Below are 19,055 nucleotides of genomic sequence, written 5' to 3'. Positions count from 1 at the left end.
TCGGCTGCCTTGTAGCTGTTTTAGACTACTTTGACTATAGTTAGCCGGATAATGGCAAGGCAGCGAGCTAAGCGTTGGCTAATGCGCACTAATTATCGAATATTTCCATAGGTCAAAAAATTATGTTATCAAAGATTATAGGCAGTGTTGTTGGCACTAAAAACGAGCGTGAATTGAAACGCATGCGTAAAGTGGTCAGCAAAATCAACGCACGAGAGGCCGAAATACAAGCCCTGTCTGATGAGCAGTTACAGCAAAAAACCGCAGAGTTTAAAGCACGTCATCAAAACGGTGAGAGCTTAGATGCACTATTGCCAGAAGCTTTTGCCGTCTGCCGCGAAGCATCATTACGTGTTAATGGTATGCGTCACTACGATGTGCAGCTGATCGGTGGTATCACCTTGCACGAAGGTAAAATCGCTGAGATGAAGACCGGTGAAGGTAAAACCTTGATGGGTACCTTGGCTATGTACCTAAATGCGATCAGTGGTAAAGGCGTACATCTGGTCACGGTCAATGATTACTTGGCTGCGCGTGATGCTGAATTAAACCGTCCGTTGTTCGGATTTTTGGGGATGACGGTTGGCGTCATTTATTCGCAGCAGCCGCCACAAGAAAAAATTGCCGCTTACCAAGCCGATATTACTTATGGTACCAATAACGAGTATGGTTTTGATTATCTACGCGATAACATGGTCTTTAAGTTAGAAGAGAAAAAACAGCGCGCCCTAAACTTCTGTATTATCGATGAAATTGACTCTATCTTAATTGATGAAGCACGTACGCCTTTGATTATTTCAGGCCAAGCCGAAGATTCGTCACGTATGTATGCGCTGATTAATACGATTATTCCGGTCCTTATTCGTTCAAAAGATGAAGAAGCCAATAAGAATAACGAAGAAGAAGATTTCTGGATTGATGAAAAGAACCGTCAGATTGAGATTAGTGAAAAAGGCTATGAAAAAATCGAGCGCTTCTTAATCGAAGTCGGTGAACTTGGCGAAAATGAAAGCTTATATAGCCCAAGCCGTTTGCCATTATTGGCTCACGTACAGGCAGCTATTCGTGCGCATCATGTGTTTGTCAAAAACGTTCATTACATCGTTGATGAAGGCGAAGTGGTCATCGTTGATGAAAATACTGGTCGTACGATGCCTGGTCGTCGCTGGTCAGAAGGTCTGCATCAAGCAGTAGAAGCCAAAGAAAACGCCGAAATTCAAGCAGAAAACCAAACGCTTGCGACCACCACATTCCAGAACTACTTCCGTCTTTATGAAAAGCTGTCAGGCATGACTGGTACGGCTGATACCGAAGCGGCAGAATTTAAGTCTACATATGATCTAGATGTCATCGTTATTCCAACGCATGAGCCGATTGCTCGTATTGATATGGATGACCAGATTTTCTTAACCAAGTTAGGGAAATACAAAGGCATCATCCGCGAAATAAAAGAGATTCAAGCCAAAGGTGCACCAGTATTGGTTGGTACGGCGACGATTGAAGCCAGTGAAGAGTTGTCTTATTTATTGGATCAAGAAAACGTCAAGCATAACGTTTTGAATGCCAAGCAGCATGAGCGTGAAGCTGAAATTATCGCACAGGCAGGTAGCCCAAAATCTGTCACCATCGCGACCAATATGGCAGGTCGTGGTACCGATATTATCCTTGGTGGTAACTGGCAGTCGTTTATTGAAGATATTGATTCTGTCAGTCCTGAAGAAATGCAGCGCCTAAAAGCTCAGTGGCAAATCAAGCATGACCAAGTGGTAGCAGCGGGTGGCTTGCATATTATTGGTTCTGAGCGTCATGAGTCACGCCGTATTGATAATCAGCTACGTGGTCGTGCTGGTCGTCAGGGTGACCCTGGTATGTCGCGCTTTTTCTTATCGTTAGAAGATGATCTCATGCGTATCTTCGCAGGCGATCGCGTTGTGAATATGATGCGTGCGATGGGTCTCAAAGAAGACGAAGCCATCGAACATAAAATGGTCTCCAAATCGATTGAGAACGCGCAAGGTAAAGTAGAAAGCCGCGATTTTGATGCCCGTAAAAACTTGCTGAAATATGATGATGTTGCCAATGAGCAGCGTAAAGTCATCTATGGTCAGCGTGATGATTTATTGGCAGAGATGGATTTGCTCGACGCTCTTGAAGTGATGCATCGTGAAGTCTACAACGCGATGATTAATCAGTTTATACCACCGGGATCTATCGATGACCAATGGAATGTCGATGGGTTAGAGGATGAGCTAGAAGACGAGTTCAAAATCTCGATGCCGATTAATGATTGGCTTGATGAAGATCGCCGCTTAGATGAAGAAGGGTTGCGTGAAAAAATCGTCCAAACAGCATTAGAGCGTTATCATGGTCGCCGTGATCAGATGGGTGAACAAGACGCAGCTCAGCTTGAGCGCCACTTTATGCTCCAGAGTTTAGATAAGCATTGGAAAGAGCATTTGACACAGATGGATCAGCTACGTAAAGGTATTCATCTACGTGGTTATGCACAGAAAAACCCTGAGCAAGAATATAAGCGTGAGTCGTTTGAGTTATTCCAAATGATGCTTGGTGCTATTAAGTCTGAGACCGTACAAGATTTATCACGTGTACATATTCCAACCAAAGAAGAGTTAGAAGCGCTAGAGATTCAGCAACGTGAAAATGCCGCTCATATGCAAATGCAGTTCGAGCATGATGGTGTTGATAACTTAGATAGTAATGGAAATAGTAACGAAAATAGAGCCACCGGTCAGGCGCAAGCACAAAGTACTGCTTTAGGTGGCGGCGTTGCAGCAGCTGGTGTAAGTGGCGCTATAGCGGGCAATGTTGATGGTGAACCAAATCCATATGCTGGCTCAAACATCAGTCGTAACGCACTTTGTCCTTGTGGTTCAGGCCTCAAGTACAAACAATGTCATGGTAAAATCTAGTCTTCAATTATCCATAAATATATATTGAAACTGGGTATTTGAGCATTAGTAGTGATGTATTAGTCGCGTATTATGAAAGGCCCTTATCTAAAGCGGATAGGGGTTTTTTCATATTTGCTAGGGCGTGTCCTCATTTCAGAAATGGAGATAAAAATGTGATAAATCGCCGTCAAACGAGAAAAATAGTGTAGATAATATCGAGATATTGACAAACTATTTGACGCTGTTTGGCAAGATTTAGCCATTTTTAGCCCAGTTAGATGACTATCGTTTGAATTGAGGACATGCCCTAGTATCATTCTATAATTTTTCGATAGTAAGGCTGACTCGGTTAAAATTCTCAGTTATGCTGTATTGGTTGCTTACAAATTCGGCATAGGCGTGGATTTATCGAAAGGCTATAGTGTTTAACATGTTTATTTGGGAGTGTGTTATGAGTGTAGAGTTATTAAAACGGTTGCGTGGCTCAGTAGTGATGACTGCGCTACTTGCGGGCGCTCTGTCCATCAGTGCCTGTCAGCAACAGTCAGAGACAGATATCGACATGGAGCACGGTGCTGATACTGAAGAAACAGTACCAATGTCTGCCGAGCCTGCTGAACCTAATAATATAATTATCGATACATCAGATACGTCTGTAGATGAAGTCGAAGAGGGCACCGTAATTTTAGTAGATGAAGATAGCGATAGCGACGTTAACTAGACATCATCAGTGCAAAATAAGACAATCATAACTGTTATGATGCGCTGTTAGTATAAGTTTTCCCTAATTGCTGTGTATAAAGTTCGCTAAAATTTTTAATAAATGTATCCCAGAAATGCATCATGCTGTATCAAGAGCATCGACGATAGCAGTCAAAAAAAGCAACGTTATCGTTGCTTTTTTTATCTCTAATTTTTGGATAGTCACGCAGAACGTATTTATTTATTTATAAGTCGTACCAGACTCATGCTCTAAAAACCCTTCTTCTGCCACATCTAATTCTTCATGCTTAAGCGCTACTTGAATAGTATCGACATGCTTATGTATGGTCTTGCTGATATCGACTTCTTGGATAACATAAGTATCTTTGGTAATAGTGGCCACTTGGCGAGATAAGACTATTTCGATAGGTTCATCACCAATTTCAATTTGCTTACCGTTGACAGTGACGACGGCTTTGCTATCAAGTGATGGCTCAACATGACGCAGTATGTCCTGCTTATCATAATCACCAGATAATAGATCCTGACTGTCTGCATCATGGTATTCAGTACGAATAGTAATATACTCTTCTACGAGCTCAATAGGCACATCAATGGTTTTAGTGCGTGCATGCTTGGTGACGGTTACTTTGCCCACATCTAGACGTTCTTTATTAATGACAGGGCGTTCTTCTAACAGCTCTAAGTAGCCAGTTTTTTCTCCATTGATGAGATCTTTTTGGTTGCGGTCTTCATTAGATAATGTGGCTTGCTCTGGATAAGCACTATTTTTTTGAAATCCATCATTATTATTGGTAGTCATCATAATTTCCTTATAATTGGGCAGTATTTATAGTTATACAGCTAATGAAGAGTCAATATTAAGAATTTTGGTTGATTTAACGTTACCACTAACTTTATCAAACTCATTAGCAAAAAAAGACCAGAGACATGCTCTGATCTTGATTTATTAAGTAAATATCTTTAGTTGCTTATTACTATCGTATTTTGCTTTGGAGACACTTTTGGTCAGAGCCGAGCAAAGATACAATGGCTTTGCATATTACATACCGCGAGCACGGCGTACATCTTCTGCAGTGATGCCATCACGGTCTATAATGTTACCTTCGCGGTCGACTACATTACCGTCGCGGTCAACATCTAACTCTTCACGCTGAATGGTTTCAACGATGGTTTCAGTATGACGTTCAGTCGTTTTACCAACATTTACTTCTTCAGTGACATAAGTTTCTTTACCGACACGAGCACGTTCAGCCTGTAGCTCAACTTCTACGGTCTCATTGCCATTTACTTCACCGATACGGCGGTCTGTTGGACGATCCACATTGGTACGTTGGATGTTGGCGTGTTCTTCTTCTAGCTCAACATCGACATTGCGTTCTTCAGTCACGACATGCTTACCGACTTTGACTAAACCTGCAACGATGCGGTCTTTATTGACAGTTAAACGTTCTTCTAATAGTTCTAACGTATTTGGTGCATCATAAGCATGGTCTTCGATTTCCAAACGTTCAGCAACAGGAACGGTATCAGCGACAAATGCCTGACGATCTTTTTGATACTGATCTTTATAGCTGTATTGATAGTCATGGTCATACACTTCCATCGCTTCAACTTGTGCTTGCGTTAAGCTATCGAAAAATACATCATCTCCAACGATACGTGCTAAACCTGCTGGTACTAACACTTCTTTTGAGCTGAACCAACCGCCTGCATCGACGATTAAATAACGGATACGACCAGTTGTATCTTCTACTAGGGCGCCTTCGATTTTACCGATTTTTTCTTCATTGACACCATAGGCAGTTTTGCCTGTTGGGTCATAATAGTCGTCACCGATAAGATCATGGTGAGTTGCTTGGATGTCTTTTAAACGAATTAGCTGGCTCATTGTTGTATTCCTTTTTTATGAGTTAATTACTGATAGTTATTTTAGAAATATCATATTTTTGAAAAGTTATTTTTATAATAAAACGTGTACTAAGTCATTAGGAAATGCTTCTACGTTGACTTGAAACAATCCTAACATCATGATTTTTGATGAGATATATGAGCAAGGTAGCAAAGTGTGCACTTGAAGTAATTGCGTGTAATAGGCTGTAAGTGGCATAACATAGCTAGGGGTATAAGTTAACGTGACTTTACAGAGAGCAATGTTCTATGCGTGTTGAGAATTGATAGACACAAAAAAACCGCAGAGTAATAAGCGCTGCGGTTTTTGAATATTAAGAAAATTAGTAAAAATTTAAATTTATCAACCTAGGGCATGTCCTCAATTCAAACGAGTGTTCTCTAAATGGGCTAAAAATAGCTAAATTTTGCCAAACATCGTCAAATAGTTGGTCAATATCTCAATATTATCTGCACTATTTTCCTCGTTTGACGGCAATTTATCTCATTTTTATCACCATTTTTAAAATGAGGACACGCCCTAGTTTGAACCTGCTAAGTCATTAACATGCTCAAATTTCAGGTAATTTTAAATACTAGGCAAGTTCTATTGCAACAGCAACGGCTTCACCGCCACCAATACATAGCGTAGCAACGCCTTTTTTGCCGCCTGTACGCTTTAGAGAGTTAATAAGCGTGACTAAGATACGAGCGCCAGAGCAGCCTACTGGATGACCCAGTGCACAAGCACCACCTTCGACGTTGACCTTAGCATGTTCAATTTTTAGCTCGTCCATAGTAGCCATGGTCACCATTGCAAAGGCTTCGTTGATTTCCCATAGATCGACATCTGCCACTAACCAGCCAGCGCTAGCCAATACTTTTTCAATCGCACCGATTGGGGCAATTGTGAATTCGCTAGGATGACGAGAGTTAGAAGCGGTCGCAATGATACGCGCTTGGTAATCCAAACCTTCAGCTTTTGCTTGAGACTCTTTCATGACGACAACGGCAGCAGCACCATCAGATATTGAGCTGGCGTTTGCGGCAGTAATAGTACCGTCTTTTGCAAAGGCAGGACGTAAGGTTGGGATACGATCAGCATTGGCAAGTGCTGGTTGCTCATCAGTATCAACGGTTTGCTCACCTTTGCGGGTCTTAAAGGTAACGGCTTCGATCTCGTTTGCGAAGTGACCATCTTTGATAGCGGTTAGCGCACGATTCAACGATTCGATAGCAAATTCATCCATTTGCTCGCGTGTATAGCCTTTTTCATTTGCCATTTCTTGAGCAAAGTTGCCCATGAGCTTACCAGTCTCAGCATCTTCTAGACCATCTAAGAACATATGATCTTTGACTTCTTTGTGTCCCATACGATAGCCGCCACGCGACCCTGGCATAAGGTAAGGGGCATTGGTCATAGACTCCATGCCACCAGCAACGGCAACATTGAAGCTGCCTGCTTTGATACCGTCATGTGCCTGCATCACTGCTTTTAGGCCTGAGCCGCATAGCTTATTAATAGTGACAGCACCAGTAGCATCAGACAGACCAGCTTTACGCATGGCTTGACGTGCAGGACCTTGTCCCAAACCTGCTGTTAAGATACAGCCCATGATAACTTCATCAATACTATCAACACTCACACCTGAGCGATCAACCGCAGCTTTGATAGCGGCAGCGCCAAGATCAGTTGCGCTCATGTCTTGCAACGCGCCTTGGAAGCCGCCCATTGGTGTACGTGCGCCGTTTAGAATTACAATTGCATCATTTGACATTTTTATTATTCCTTTTTACGTATTTTAAATGAGAGTATCTTACGTTGAGTAAAATCAAACATTTACTAATGATCAAACGCTGATAATCTAGCAGGTTTTGGACTTGCTTACGCTAGCTCATCTAAGCGAATGCGTACTACTTTATCAGTAATAGTATCTAGCTTTTCAATTTTTTCAATTGCTAGATTCATCTGACTCTCGACCACAGGTAGCGTCAAGATAATCACGGGTACTTGACCCACTTTATGCGCAGGCTTTTGCAAAATCGCATCAATATTGATACCAGCATCACTTAAAATGCGCGTGATATCCGCGAGTACACCTGGATTATCATTAGCATGCACACGCAAGTAGTAACCAGTGGTCATCTGCTCGGCACGCAAGATCGGTGTATCTGATAGCTGCTCAGGGATAAAGGCCAAATGCGGTACATGATGGCCATGGTTATTTTGATTATTGCTACTTTGGTCGTCATTGTCTGTACTACCCAATACGCGAACCAAATCCATGACATCGGCCATGACAGCAGAAGCCGTCGCGCCAGCACCAGCACCATCACCACAATAGAGCGTCTGCCCAAGTGGGTGAGAGTTGACCAATACGGCATTTTTTACGCCATTGACGTTGGCGAGTAGCGCATCTTGTGGAATAAGTGTTGGGTGTACACGTAGCTCAATACCAGCGGCATTATTGTCACCTTGGCCATCACGGCGTACGGCAAATCCTAAATGCTTGATACGGTAGCCAAGTTCTTCCGCATAGTTCACATCTTGTAAAGTAATGCCAGTGATACCTTCACAGTAGACTTTATCAAACTGTAATGGAATACCAAAAGCAATAGAGGAGAGTAGGGCTAATTTGTGCGCCGCATCAATCCCTTCAACATCAAAAGTTGGATCTGCTTCAGCATAACCCAGCTCTTGCGCTTCGTTCAGTACGTCTGCAAACGGGCGGCCTTTGTCACGCATTTCAGTCATGATAAAGTTGCCAGTACCGTTGATGATACCTGCAAGCCAATCAATTTTATTGGCAGCGAGTGCTTCACGCATCACTTTGATGATTGGAATACCACCTGCCACGGCTGCTTCATAAGCAACATGGACGTTATTGGCTTCAGCAAAAGCAAAAATCTCATTGCCATGCTCAGCCAACAGCGCTTTGTTTGCAGTAACCACATGCTTGCCATTTTTAATAGCGTGCATGATGACATCTTTGGCTAAGGTCGTACCACCGATCACTTCGATCACGATATCGACATTTTCGCTCGCAGCAATTGCCATCAAGTCACTGTTTTGAATAATATCGGGATCAATATCATCACGCTGACGGCGCGTACCCACTTCGGTAATAATAATATTGCGTCCGCTACGGCGTTTTAGCTCATCTAAGTTATCATTAATTAGATTGATCACGCCCGTTCCGACGGTGCCCAGACCAAGTATCGCTAGTTTGATGGAATTGCTCACAGTATCCTCAAGAGGTTAAATATAATGAACCAAGTATAAAGCCATTACGAGTCAAATTTGCGAATAGTATTCAGCGGATTTTGACAGTAGTCGTATTATCACGGCGCCATTATAGTTGAATAAAAAATGCTCAAATAAAAGTATGCTGCAGATTTTTCATAGCACTTTATCGTATCATACCGACAAGCAGTTGTGACGTCTATACAATGTCGCAATCGTTATACCGTCTATTCTAGATAAGTCAGACATGTGGTTAGGTTTGTTCCATCTACTATGTGTCGTACTTTCACTCGCCTTGCCTATATCTGAATTATCTCGAAACAACGATAAGTGTCACAAATCATTAAATCATCTGATAAATTTTAGTTAGCGCCAGCTGCTTCAGCCAATTGTGCTGCAGGTAAATAGCCGCCAATTTGTTGTCCTGCTTCAGTAAAGATAGCTGGAGTACCACGTACACCAAGTTTGGTACCAAGCGCCATATGCTCTTGCACAGGATTGACACAGCTAGGCGCTTGAATATTGGCACCTATTTTTGCCTGATTCATGGCGGCGTGACGATCTTCACTACACCAAATCGCTTCCATCTTTGGCACGGACTCTTGGCTGCGTGGCCATGCTAAATAACGCACTTCGACACCGCGTGCATTGATGTCATCTATTTCTGAATGCAATTTACGGCAATAACCACAGTCGGCATCGGTAAAGGCATAAATGATAGCCTTCGTTGCGCCTTTTGCTGGATAAATAACCATGTCTTTTTTATCGACTGCTTTCAGTGCTTCTTGGGCTGTAGTAGCAACCAAGGCAGCACTAATATCGACAGGAGCACCTTGACCTACCGCGATGATTTGCCCTTGAATAATGTGCTTACCAACTTTGTCAGCAAAGAAAGGAGGTAACCCTTCTGCGGTTACCCAATAAATCCCGTCCATATCAGTTGGTACTGCTGAAATAATTTTCTCTTCAATACCAGACGCTTTCAAATTCGCTTGCAACGCATCTACCACGGTAGCATCGTTACCCGTTGATGTTTCAGTAGCGCTGACGTTGGTCTTTGTATTATTGACCACACTGGTATTGCTGGTTGCATCCGCTGCATTGTTTGAACAACCTGCGGCCACAACAACAAGCAATGCGCTCATCATAAAACGTGACAAGTTACTTTGAGGAAAGCGCTTACGGGCCAAGGTGTTTTTTACAAAGGGAAGTGGCATATGGGTGTCCTGTCGGCATCGAGCCTAGTCATAAATTTTTTTTGAGAAAGAAGAAGATGAAATTACATATATGATAGTGCATGAAAATCCCCTTAAGATTTTGAATATTAAGGAGATTTAGGGAAGCATTGGTCATGTAAGGTAAGTGGTAATGTTGTCTATATTAACATATTTATGGTAAATAACAGCCACAGGCTATTGGTCTATATCGACTATGATTATAGTGCTATTGATAAAGGCAGACTCAAAAAATCAGATACATTTGTACTATTTAATATCTATGCTTGTATCGCTAGGCTATTAATATAGGTGGTTTAAGTTAGGGCGTGTCATCAATTAGCACATAAATATATTTAGTGGCCTTAAAATGGCTAAATTTTGCTAAACATCGTCAGTAATTTTGCCAATATGTTCGTATTAACGGCAATTTCTTCCTTGTTTATCTACAATTTTTCTCATTTTAAGCCTCACAATCTAATTGATGACACGCCCTAGTTCAGATACAAGGAAGGCGAGTACAAGCATCATAAATAGTAGGTTGAGCGACCCTGATACCGTATCTGGCTTATATAAGATTAACCGTAGCAGTATTTAACATTGTTTTTATCAGACTCTATATAATAATATGCTTATAGTTGTTTACTTCACAAAATTCATAATAAGGAACACACATGGCAGGCGCCAGTTTATTACTCTTACTTGATGACATGAGCCTATTGATGGATGACGTAGCTGTCATGACCAAGGTAGCTGCTAAAAAAACAGCCGGTTTGGTTGGAGATGATTTAGCACTCAACGCTGAGCAAGTAACTGGCGTTAGACCAAGTCGTGAATTGCCTGTCATCTGGGCAGTGGCCAAAGGCTCGTTCGTCAATAAGCTTATCTTAGTACCAGCTGCACTACTCATCAGTTATTTCATTCCTTGGTTAATCACACCTTTACTCATGATAGGTGGTCTATACCTGAGTTTTGAAGGGGCTGAAAAGGTTATTCATAAATTTTGGCCAAAGCTATTACCACATGATGAAGTACATGAAGCACGACGTGCAGCAAATGCGGATGATAATGTCGATATGGTCGCGTTTGAAAAAGAGAAAATCAAAGGCGCTATTCGTACCGACTTTATTTTGTCAGCCGAAATTTTAGTTATTTCTTTAGGCGCCATAACCGCAGCAGGAGCAGGTATCTTAGAAAAAGGCATTGTGCTTTCTATCGTTGCTATTGTTGTGACCATTGGTATTTACGGTCTGGTTGCTGGTATTGTAAAAATTGATGATGCCGGTTTACATCTGATTGAAAAGCCAGATGCTAGCGATGGTACTCGCAAGCTTGGTCAGTTTATGTTGTCTGCTGCGCCAAAGCTAATGAAGTTTTTATCGATTGCTGGCACGATAGCTATGTTTTTAGTGGGTGGCGGTATTATTGCCCATGGTATTGCACCTTTAGAGCATTTTTTAGAAGGTATTGTGCATCAGATAGGGGTACTAGAAGGTTTGGTCACTATGTTGTTGCATGGCATTCTTGGATTCGTAGTTGGTGCCATTGTTTTATTTATCATCACTGCCATCAATAACGTGCGCGGTGGTAAAGAGTCTACTGCTCATTAAAGTTTATAGATTCTAGCTAGCAGGCAATAAAAAGCCCCGCATATAATATGCGGGGCTTTTTACGTTTAGAGTAACTAATGACTATTAACTGTCTGAGTTATCACTATCCAGCTGTTCTGCTTGCGTTGGCTTCTTATGATCCGTCTTAGGCTTACGAGTGCGAGCCTTTGGGACTTTAGGTGTGGTTAAGTTGAACATACCTGTCTGAGGTAATAGTTGCTCAGCCACATTTTCGATCATGTTTTTATAACTGGCTATCGTGGTTTTTGACTTTGCCGCCTGAATTTCTTCTTTAGTAGGTTCCTCTTTATTAGGTTCTTCTACTTTAGCTTCAGGTGCTGGTTCGATAGCAGTGTCAGCCGTCGCTTCATCACTTGTGACACTAGTCTCTTCGGAATCTACGTTTTCAGCAGCTGGCTGGTTGGTAGATTCTGATAAGGCTTGATCTGCCTCTAGCAGCTGTTCGCTATCAGCACTGACGTCATCCGTTTGAGCCTGACTGGCTAGCGCATTGGCCTCTACATTATGAGCATCTACTTCGTTCTCCGCTTTTTCAGAGACTGCTTGCTCGGTATGAGTATCAGCCGCTTGTTCAGTCGGTAAACTTAACACTGCTGGCTCCTGATAATCAGGGTGCTGACCACGTGGATCATTGCTAGCACGTTTGCCGATTGCGCGAGGTTCAACGTCTGTTTTACCTTGCGTGGCTGCAAACTGACTGACCGCTTGGGTCATCGTTTCGAAGCGTGCTAGATAGTCGGCTGCTAATGGCTGATAGCCGTAGTTGCTAAAGTTAAAGCTCTGAGTTGCAAGCTCGTTACTATCGATAGCGCTTACGGTTGCACTATTATCAGAGCTCGGTACTTGCGCCATATGCAAAGCAACTGTCTCGATAAAGCAGTTGATCACGCCATCTGTAGTTAAGCGAGTCTGTGCTTCTGGCAAAGTTGCACGAATAAACTCACCAACTGTACCGCGAATAGCTGGCACGCTTACGACTGCTTGCTCGTTGACTTGAGGCTCTGGCGTCACCGGTGATTGTGCCTGTTGACTAAGCACAACACGTGGATCGTTACTGGCTTGACCAAACTTTTCAGCAGTCACGTAGCGTGACGCAAACAACGCTTCATGTGTCAGCTCAAGTGCGGAGTTGCTCTTGGTGCTGTCATTATCATTGCTACTACTATTACTAGCCTCTACGCTAGGGCTAGTAGTCTGAGCGCTTAGAGCTTTCTCAGCATTGTCACCCTCATTACGGCTCTTAGTAGTTTCATCAATAGCAACTTCATCAGTAGCAGATTCATCAGGCGTATTCGCTTCCTGAGACTTATCTACTACTGGCGTGCTATTTGCTTCGGCAACTACTGGCTTCACAGTGTCAGATGCGCTGTCTGTATCACTTTTGGATACTGACTGCTCATCTACGACAGGTTTTTTAACATCAGTGTTAGCATCAGTTTTCGCAACGTTGCTTTGGATATCATGGCTATTGTCTTTAGCAGTGCTATCAACTTTAGCTTCGCTGACTTCTACAGCATTATTATCCGTCGTTTTTTCAGCCGTTACTTTAACATCAGCATCTTTTTTATCAGCGCTTCTGCTATTAGTCTGCGGTTGAGCATTAGGCGCTTTGGCTACTTCATCTTTCGCAACGTCATTTGCTGAGTTTTGCTTTTCAGCAGGTTGAGGTTTGGCCTGTGTTGACTTACTGTCATCTAACGACAGATGCACAACTTCTGATGGCTTAAGCGCAGCAGGTGCTTCGTTGACTTGTAGCACGACTTCGTTAGGGTTCTGATTACGGCGCGTATTGGCTTGGTTTCTACCGCCGTTATTACTTGCCGCTGCTTGCTGATTATGTTGTTTAACATTGTCAGCCGTTAGTGTTTCACCGCGCTCTAGCTTGCCACGTGAGCCGCGCTGGGTGTGCGATTTACGTTTGGTGCGAACTTGCTCCTCTGATGTTTCGCTTTCTTTGTCATCAGTAGCGTTACGCACGTTTGCATTGCGGTTACTGTTTTGGTTATTGCTATCTTGACGATTGTTGCGATTGCGATCATTCGTACGTCTGTTGTCATGTTGACGTTTGTCCTGATTGCTCGACTGTTTGTCATCAGCATTATTTGTAGCACTATCTGACGTGTTGCTATCAGCATCGGTGCTTACATTATTGCTAGTCTCATCTGCCTGCTCTTTCCTTTGACGCGGCTTAGAAGATCTAGATTTGCGTGGCTTACGTCTTCTTCTGTCTTCATTGTTACTTTCATCGGTGTCGCTGTCAGAGGTACGACGATCTTGCTGACGATTGGTGTCGTTGTTTGACTGCTGCGCATCATTCTTCTGATTGCTGTGCTGATGATTTGCTTGCGCAGGGTTAGGGTTAGTTGCAGTAGTCAGAGCACTGTTATCAGTTTGTCCAAATGAGCCTAAGCTTTGTGCACCAGTATTTACAAGCGCTTCAATAGCTTCCGCTGCATCACTACTGCTCACGCTAGGGGTTGTTGATGCTTGTGGCGCTTGAGCAAATAGATTTGACAACCATGCTACGGCTTGTGGCTGTGCAGCCGTCTCAACATGCGCAGGAGCTGGTACTTGAGCCGCTACTGGAGTGACAGGTGCTGCCACACTTTGGCTTTTGCTAGCTTGGGGTGCACGTGCAGATGAAACATTCGTGGCACTTTTATTGTTGCGATGATCGTTGCTATGCTCAACGGTATTGTTTGGCTTATTATTAGTAGACTTATTGTCTGCTGCTTGACGTGGCTGGCGAGTAGGCTGTTGTTCTGGACGCTCTTTTTCAGCCGTTTGCCAGTCAACTTCATAGCCCAAATCGCTATGTTCTTGGGCAGTATCTGTAATACGCTCATAGCTCGAAGGTGCAAAACCATCACGGTTGAAGTGCAGTTTGAAGTTTGGTGATTCTAAATGCGCGTGCGGTAATATCGTGATGCGAGTGCCGCTGTCTTGCTCAAGATAGACCAAGCTGTCGCGTTTTTCATTTAATAAGAATGCTGCGATGTCTGTTGGGACTTCTGCTTGTACTTCACCTTGGCGTTCTTTAAGAGCGATCTGCTCAATTTGACGCATGATAGATAGTGACAATGAGCGCAAATCACGAATCATACCGTTACCATGGCAGCGTGGGCAGATATAGCCAGTTGATTCTTCTAGTGAAGGACGTAGACGCTGACGGCTCATTTCCATGAGACCAAATTTAGAAATATCACCGAATTGAACGCGTGCACGGTCATATTTGGTGGCATCAATCAGACGTTTTTCCACTTCTTTTTGATGCTTGTTGTCATTCATGTCAATGAAATCAATGACAATCAAACCACCCATATCACGCAAACGTAGCTGACGAGCAATCTCATCGGCTGCTTCTAGGTTAGTGTGGTAAGCGGTCTCAGCAACATCTGAACCTTTGGTAGATTTTGCTGAGTTGATATCGATAGAGACCAATGCTTCCGTTTGGTCAATAACGATTGAGCCACCTGAAGGCAAACGAACTTCACGTTGATAGGCGGTTTCGATTTGTTTTTCGATGTTGAAGCGCGAAAACATCGGCTCATAATCGGTATATTTACGCAATTTTTCAGCTTGTTTTGGCATTACTGCATCGATAAAGCCTGCCGCTTCAATGTAAGCGTTTTCGTTATCGATCCAAATTTCAGCGATGTCATCACGTAGATAATCACGAACGGCACGTGTGACAACGCCCGCTTCTTGGTGAACCAAGCGCGGCGAAGGATATTTTTGGTTTTGTTCTTGGATAGCCTGCCAGATATTGAGAAGGTGGTTCAAATCGTGTTGCAAGTCTTCTTGAGTTTTACCAATACCAGCAGTGCGAATTATGACACTCATACCTTTTGGCAAATCAAGATTACTCAGCATACGCTTCATGTCTTCACGAAGTTTCCCTGAGATTTGACGTGAGATACCACCGCCGCGAGGGTTGTTTGGCATCAATACCAGATAGCGACCTGCTAATGACACATAGGTCGATAGGGCAGCGCCTTTGTTGCCACGCTCTTCTTTTTCAACTTGGACGATTAATTCATCGCCTTCTTTGATCAGTTTTTTGATATTTTCGTCACGTGGGTTACCGCTTAGATATTCAGCAGAGATTTCACGAATTGGTAAAAAACCTTGACGCTGTGAGCCATATTCGACAAACACTGCTTCTAGAGACGGCTCGACACGAGTCACATGACCTTTATAGATGTTAGATTTTTTTTGTTCACGGGTACGGTTTTCTAAGTCGAAATCGTACAGATGATTGCCTTTACATAAGGCGACACGAATTTCTTCGTTTTGAGTAGCGTTGATCAAAATGCGTTTCATATTTGTATCCTATGAGTACGCATAACAACGACGAGACGGGCTTTAGGGCGTAATGGCAAGTATGGCTAATGTGTTATTAGCATTGGTAGACGTTAGTCAACGGTAGAACGTAAATGATGTATTTTATAAAGCACTTGGGCTTTTTTAATGGCTTATTTTTACCTAAAGCATGTTAGCAGTGCTAACGTAAATATAAATCGTATAGGGTGTAAGGCTATTTATTCATATCTTATTATTGATAGGCTTGGTTTAAATATTCATGCGTTAGCATACTATTAAATCTTCATTATCAGTAAGTTCTGTTGGTAGCGATGTCAGCACGCTTTGTAAGAGCAGTCGACGGTCAGTTACGGGCTTAAAAATATTGAAAAGATATATCGCTGTTGCAGTCAATCCATCAAAGTCTAGCAATAATATCGCTGTTATGAGTACTATTATATAAAATAGTTATTCAGCAATTATCTCTCTAGGTAAAGCAATTGGTCATTCTTTATTTATCGTTCTTTCTGGTATAACGTCAATAATATCTTGGGTGTTTTAAGGTTAGGCATCGCGGCTTTGGTTATTAGCGGGGCGTACTTGGCAAACAGAATAAATGACCAGGCTATCGGCGTGGTGCTGTATTTACATTGTTATCGTCATCTGTTTGACCACCAATACTTAGGCAGCTATCGATATACTTTTCGATCCTAATGCTAAATCACCCATACTTGCTCAGCTACGCTCGCATAAAGGACTATCAAAAAATGTCATTGTTATGCAGGTTGTGAGTCAATGTAGTGTTATTAGCGATTGATAAATAGGCATTTTGCCAAATTTATTAATGCTGAATTTATTAACACAAAGGTATTTAGTGTCACTATTTAATGTTATGGCACTGCATAAAAGTCAGTGCTGTTCTTTCAATTTATGGGCTAATATCTAAAAATATCGGTAATGGATATTTTTAAACAGATAGTACACCTTAAAATTAGATGAAACGTACAATCTTGGCAGGGTATATAGCTTATACCTTGTTGCTAGCAAGTAGCAAAAATGGTGGCCAGCTATCTGAAACAACAATGATTATTGCCGCAGTCTCTGCTTAATTGTCACTCAACATGCTAAACTATAGCAAATCTTTGTGTAAATACCTAACTAAAAATGACGAACTCAAAAATGACTGAAGACGCACCTACCCCCGAAGCTCCTGCTATCTTTAATAGCAAAACACGCCCGCAAAGCGCTGACGATGAAATCAGCAACTTTGGTAAGGTTAATTATCTTGAAGTAACACGCCATCAGCACGACCAACGCTTGGATAATTTTTTGTTGAACCGTTTAAAAGGTTTGCCAAAACCGCATATCTATAAAATGATTCGCTCTGATGAAATACGTGTCAATAACAAACGCTGTAAAGCACATGATAGAGTGCAACGTGAAGACGTGGTACGTATCGCACCAGTGGTACTCGCTACTCGCGAAAAACCAATCATTAGCACTGAGTTTGCTAAGAGTTTATTAGCACGTGTGGTTTATGAAGATGAAGGGATGCTAGTGCTGAATAAGCCTTCTGGCATCGCCGTTCATGGCGGTAGTGGTTTGGACTTTGGCGTTATCGAAGCCATGCGTGAAGTGACGGGTAAAAAATACCTAGAGCTGATACATCGCATTGATAAAGATACATCAGGTCTGTTGATGATTTCTAAAAAACGTTCAGCGCTAAAAGCATTGCAACAGCATCTAGTAGACAAAACAATCCAGAAGCATTACTTGTGTATCGCAAAAGGCCAACCAGCACTAAACGAGCAACGTATTGATGCGTCATTACTACGCTATACAGTCGCTAGTGGTGAACGCCGCGTCAAAGTAGATAAGCAAGACCCACAATCTAAAGAAAGCCAGACAGATATTGTCGTTCATGGTCGTTTCATGATTGCTGATCAGCCAGTGAGCTTGATCGAAGCCAAGCCATTAACGGGTCGCACGCATCAAATTCGTGTGCATTTGGCTCATATTGGCCATGCTATTTTAGGTGATGATAAATATAACGTACATGACAAATCAGGTGTTCATCGCCTGTGCTTGCATGCATGGCGTTTAGATATCCCAGGTTATGAAACTATTACCGCACCGCTACCAGATGATATGGCAGACTGGCTACCAGAGCAGATTACATTGCCTGAGTAAGTAGCACAGCTCAATAAATGCTTTACCTGTTAAGTATCCATCCTAAACGTCACGAACTCTTATTTTTTCTAATAAGCCGCCGTGACGTTTTAGTATCTAAACTTTATTATCACTATTCGCTAAGGTCTATTCATGAGTGAACAATCTGTAGCCAGTATTATCGTCTCTGACGAAAATGCTTCGTTATCAACTAATCATCAGCTAGCAGATAAAACGCTGATTATATTTGATTGGGATGGTACATTGATGGACTCAATTGGTTTAATCGTTGAGTCAATGCATGCGGCAGGGCAGGCGCATGGCTTTCAGACGACAGATAAAGCCGTGCAGGACATCATTGGCCTTAGCTTAATGAATGGCATTGAGATTTTGTATCCGCAAGCAAGTGAGTCGCAGAAGCTAGCTATTCAACAAAGCTATGCAGATTATTATATTGCAAACAGTCACAGTACGCCGCTTTTTGCTCCTATAGAAAGTATGCTACAGATACTACAAGCGCAAGGTAAAAAACTAGCGGTTGCTACCGGTAAAAAGAGAAAAGGCTTAGATCGTGTGTTAGATGCTTCAGAGAGTCATCATTACTTTGTGGTGACGCGCTGTGCCGATGAAGCAGGCTCAAAACCTGATCCGCAGATGCTTATCGATATTTTAGAATATACACAGCAGCAAATCGCTAATGCCGTATTTATCGGGGACAGTATCTACGATATTCAAATGGCAACTCAGCTAGGCATGACTAGCATAGCGGTGGATTATGGTACAGCATCTAGTGCTGAGCTCGCCGCGCAGCACCCTACTTATCAGGTAGATACACCAGAAGCACTGGCCAAAATCTTATGTGGATAATGTCAGTTTCAGTGGTTTAGTTATTTGATAACGTAGCGATAACATAATTTCTGTGATAATAAAAAAGGGTTTATCGATAATAACGATAAACCCTTTTTTTACG

11 protein-coding genes are annotated in these 19,055 nt (G+C 42.5%); 5 read left to right on the top strand and 6 right to left on the bottom strand.

Going from position 1 to position 19,055, the window contains the following annotated elements:
• Window positions 1-122 precede the first annotated feature (122 nt).
• Window positions 123-2,930 carry a preprotein translocase subunit SecA gene (secA, locus tag IPZ60_RS00875; RefSeq protein WP_194196009.1) on the top strand — a complete coding sequence of 936 codons (2,808 nt, stop codon included), beginning with the start codon at window positions 123-125 and terminating at the stop codon, window positions 2,928-2,930.
• A gap of 433 nt (window positions 2,931-3,363) precedes the next feature.
• Window positions 3,364-3,633 carry a hypothetical protein gene (locus IPZ60_RS00870; RefSeq protein ID WP_194196008.1) on the top strand — a complete coding sequence of 90 codons (270 nt, stop codon included), beginning with the start codon at window positions 3,364-3,366 and terminating at the stop codon, window positions 3,631-3,633.
• 222 nt (window positions 3,634-3,855) lie between these two features.
• Here IPZ60_RS00870 and IPZ60_RS00865 read toward each other — a convergent pair whose 3' ends face one another.
• The 5 genes from IPZ60_RS00865 to IPZ60_RS00845 all read right to left on the bottom strand — a co-directional run bounded on the left by IPZ60_RS00865 (window position 3,856) and on the right by IPZ60_RS00845 (window position 9,986).
• Complete coding sequence (locus IPZ60_RS00865) at window positions 3,856-4,437, bottom strand: YsnF/AvaK domain-containing protein (protein WP_194196007.1); 582 nt, start codon at window positions 4,435-4,437, stop codon at window positions 3,856-3,858.
• 240 nt (window positions 4,438-4,677) lie between these two features.
• Entirely contained in the window at window positions 4,678-5,526 is an 849-nt protein-coding gene (locus IPZ60_RS00860; RefSeq protein ID WP_194196006.1) for a DUF2382 domain-containing protein, read from the bottom strand.
• Window positions 5,527-6,121: 595 nt separating this feature from the next.
• On the bottom strand, window positions 6,122-7,303 hold the full coding sequence (locus IPZ60_RS00855) for an acetyl-CoA C-acyltransferase (protein ID WP_194196005.1): 1,182 nt from the start codon (window positions 7,301-7,303) through the stop codon (window positions 6,122-6,124).
• 107 nt (window positions 7,304-7,410) lie between these two features.
• The gene (locus IPZ60_RS00850; RefSeq protein ID WP_194196004.1) at window positions 7,411-8,769 is read right to left on the bottom strand and encodes a homoserine dehydrogenase; all 1,359 of its coding nucleotides are present in this window, start codon (window positions 8,767-8,769) and stop codon (window positions 7,411-7,413) included.
• 362 nt (window positions 8,770-9,131) lie between these two features.
• Complete coding sequence (locus IPZ60_RS00845; protein WP_194196003.1) at window positions 9,132-9,986, bottom strand: DsbC family protein; 855 nt, start codon at window positions 9,984-9,986, stop codon at window positions 9,132-9,134.
• Between the two features lie 671 nt (window positions 9,987-10,657).
• Between IPZ60_RS00845 and IPZ60_RS00840 the strand changes: the two genes are divergently transcribed.
• Window positions 10,658-11,593 carry a DUF808 domain-containing protein gene (locus IPZ60_RS00840; RefSeq protein WP_194196002.1) on the top strand — a complete coding sequence of 312 codons (936 nt, stop codon included), beginning with the start codon at window positions 10,658-10,660 and terminating at the stop codon, window positions 11,591-11,593.
• A gap of 84 nt (window positions 11,594-11,677) precedes the next feature.
• Here the strand turns inward: IPZ60_RS00840 and IPZ60_RS00835 are convergent, their stop codons facing one another.
• Complete coding sequence (locus tag IPZ60_RS00835) at window positions 11,678-15,937, bottom strand: Rne/Rng family ribonuclease (RefSeq protein WP_194196001.1); 4,260 nt, start codon at window positions 15,935-15,937, stop codon at window positions 11,678-11,680.
• A gap of 1,158 nt (window positions 15,938-17,095) precedes the next feature.
• On the opposite strand from IPZ60_RS00835, the gene IPZ60_RS00830 reads away from it, so the two are divergent.
• Together IPZ60_RS00830 and IPZ60_RS00825 are read left to right on the top strand one after the other, a co-directional pair.
• Window positions 17,096-18,106: an RluA family pseudouridine synthase gene (locus IPZ60_RS00830; protein WP_194196000.1), complete on the top strand. Its 1,011-nt coding sequence runs from the start codon at window positions 17,096-17,098 to the stop codon at window positions 18,104-18,106.
• Window positions 18,107-18,238: 132 nt separating this feature from the next.
• Window positions 18,239-18,952 carry an HAD-IA family hydrolase gene (locus IPZ60_RS00825; protein WP_194195999.1) on the top strand — a complete coding sequence of 238 codons (714 nt, stop codon included), beginning with the start codon at window positions 18,239-18,241 and terminating at the stop codon, window positions 18,950-18,952.
• The last annotated feature ends 103 nt before the right edge of the window (window positions 18,953-19,055 follow it).

Source organism: Psychrobacter sp. NG25 (genome assembly GCF_015234355.1).
In the GTDB taxonomy this organism is placed as follows: domain Bacteria; phylum Pseudomonadota; class Gammaproteobacteria; order Pseudomonadales; family Moraxellaceae; genus Psychrobacter.
The sequence above is the reverse complement of the archived record's forward strand: the minus strand, read 5'-3'. Positions and strand labels throughout refer to the sequence as shown.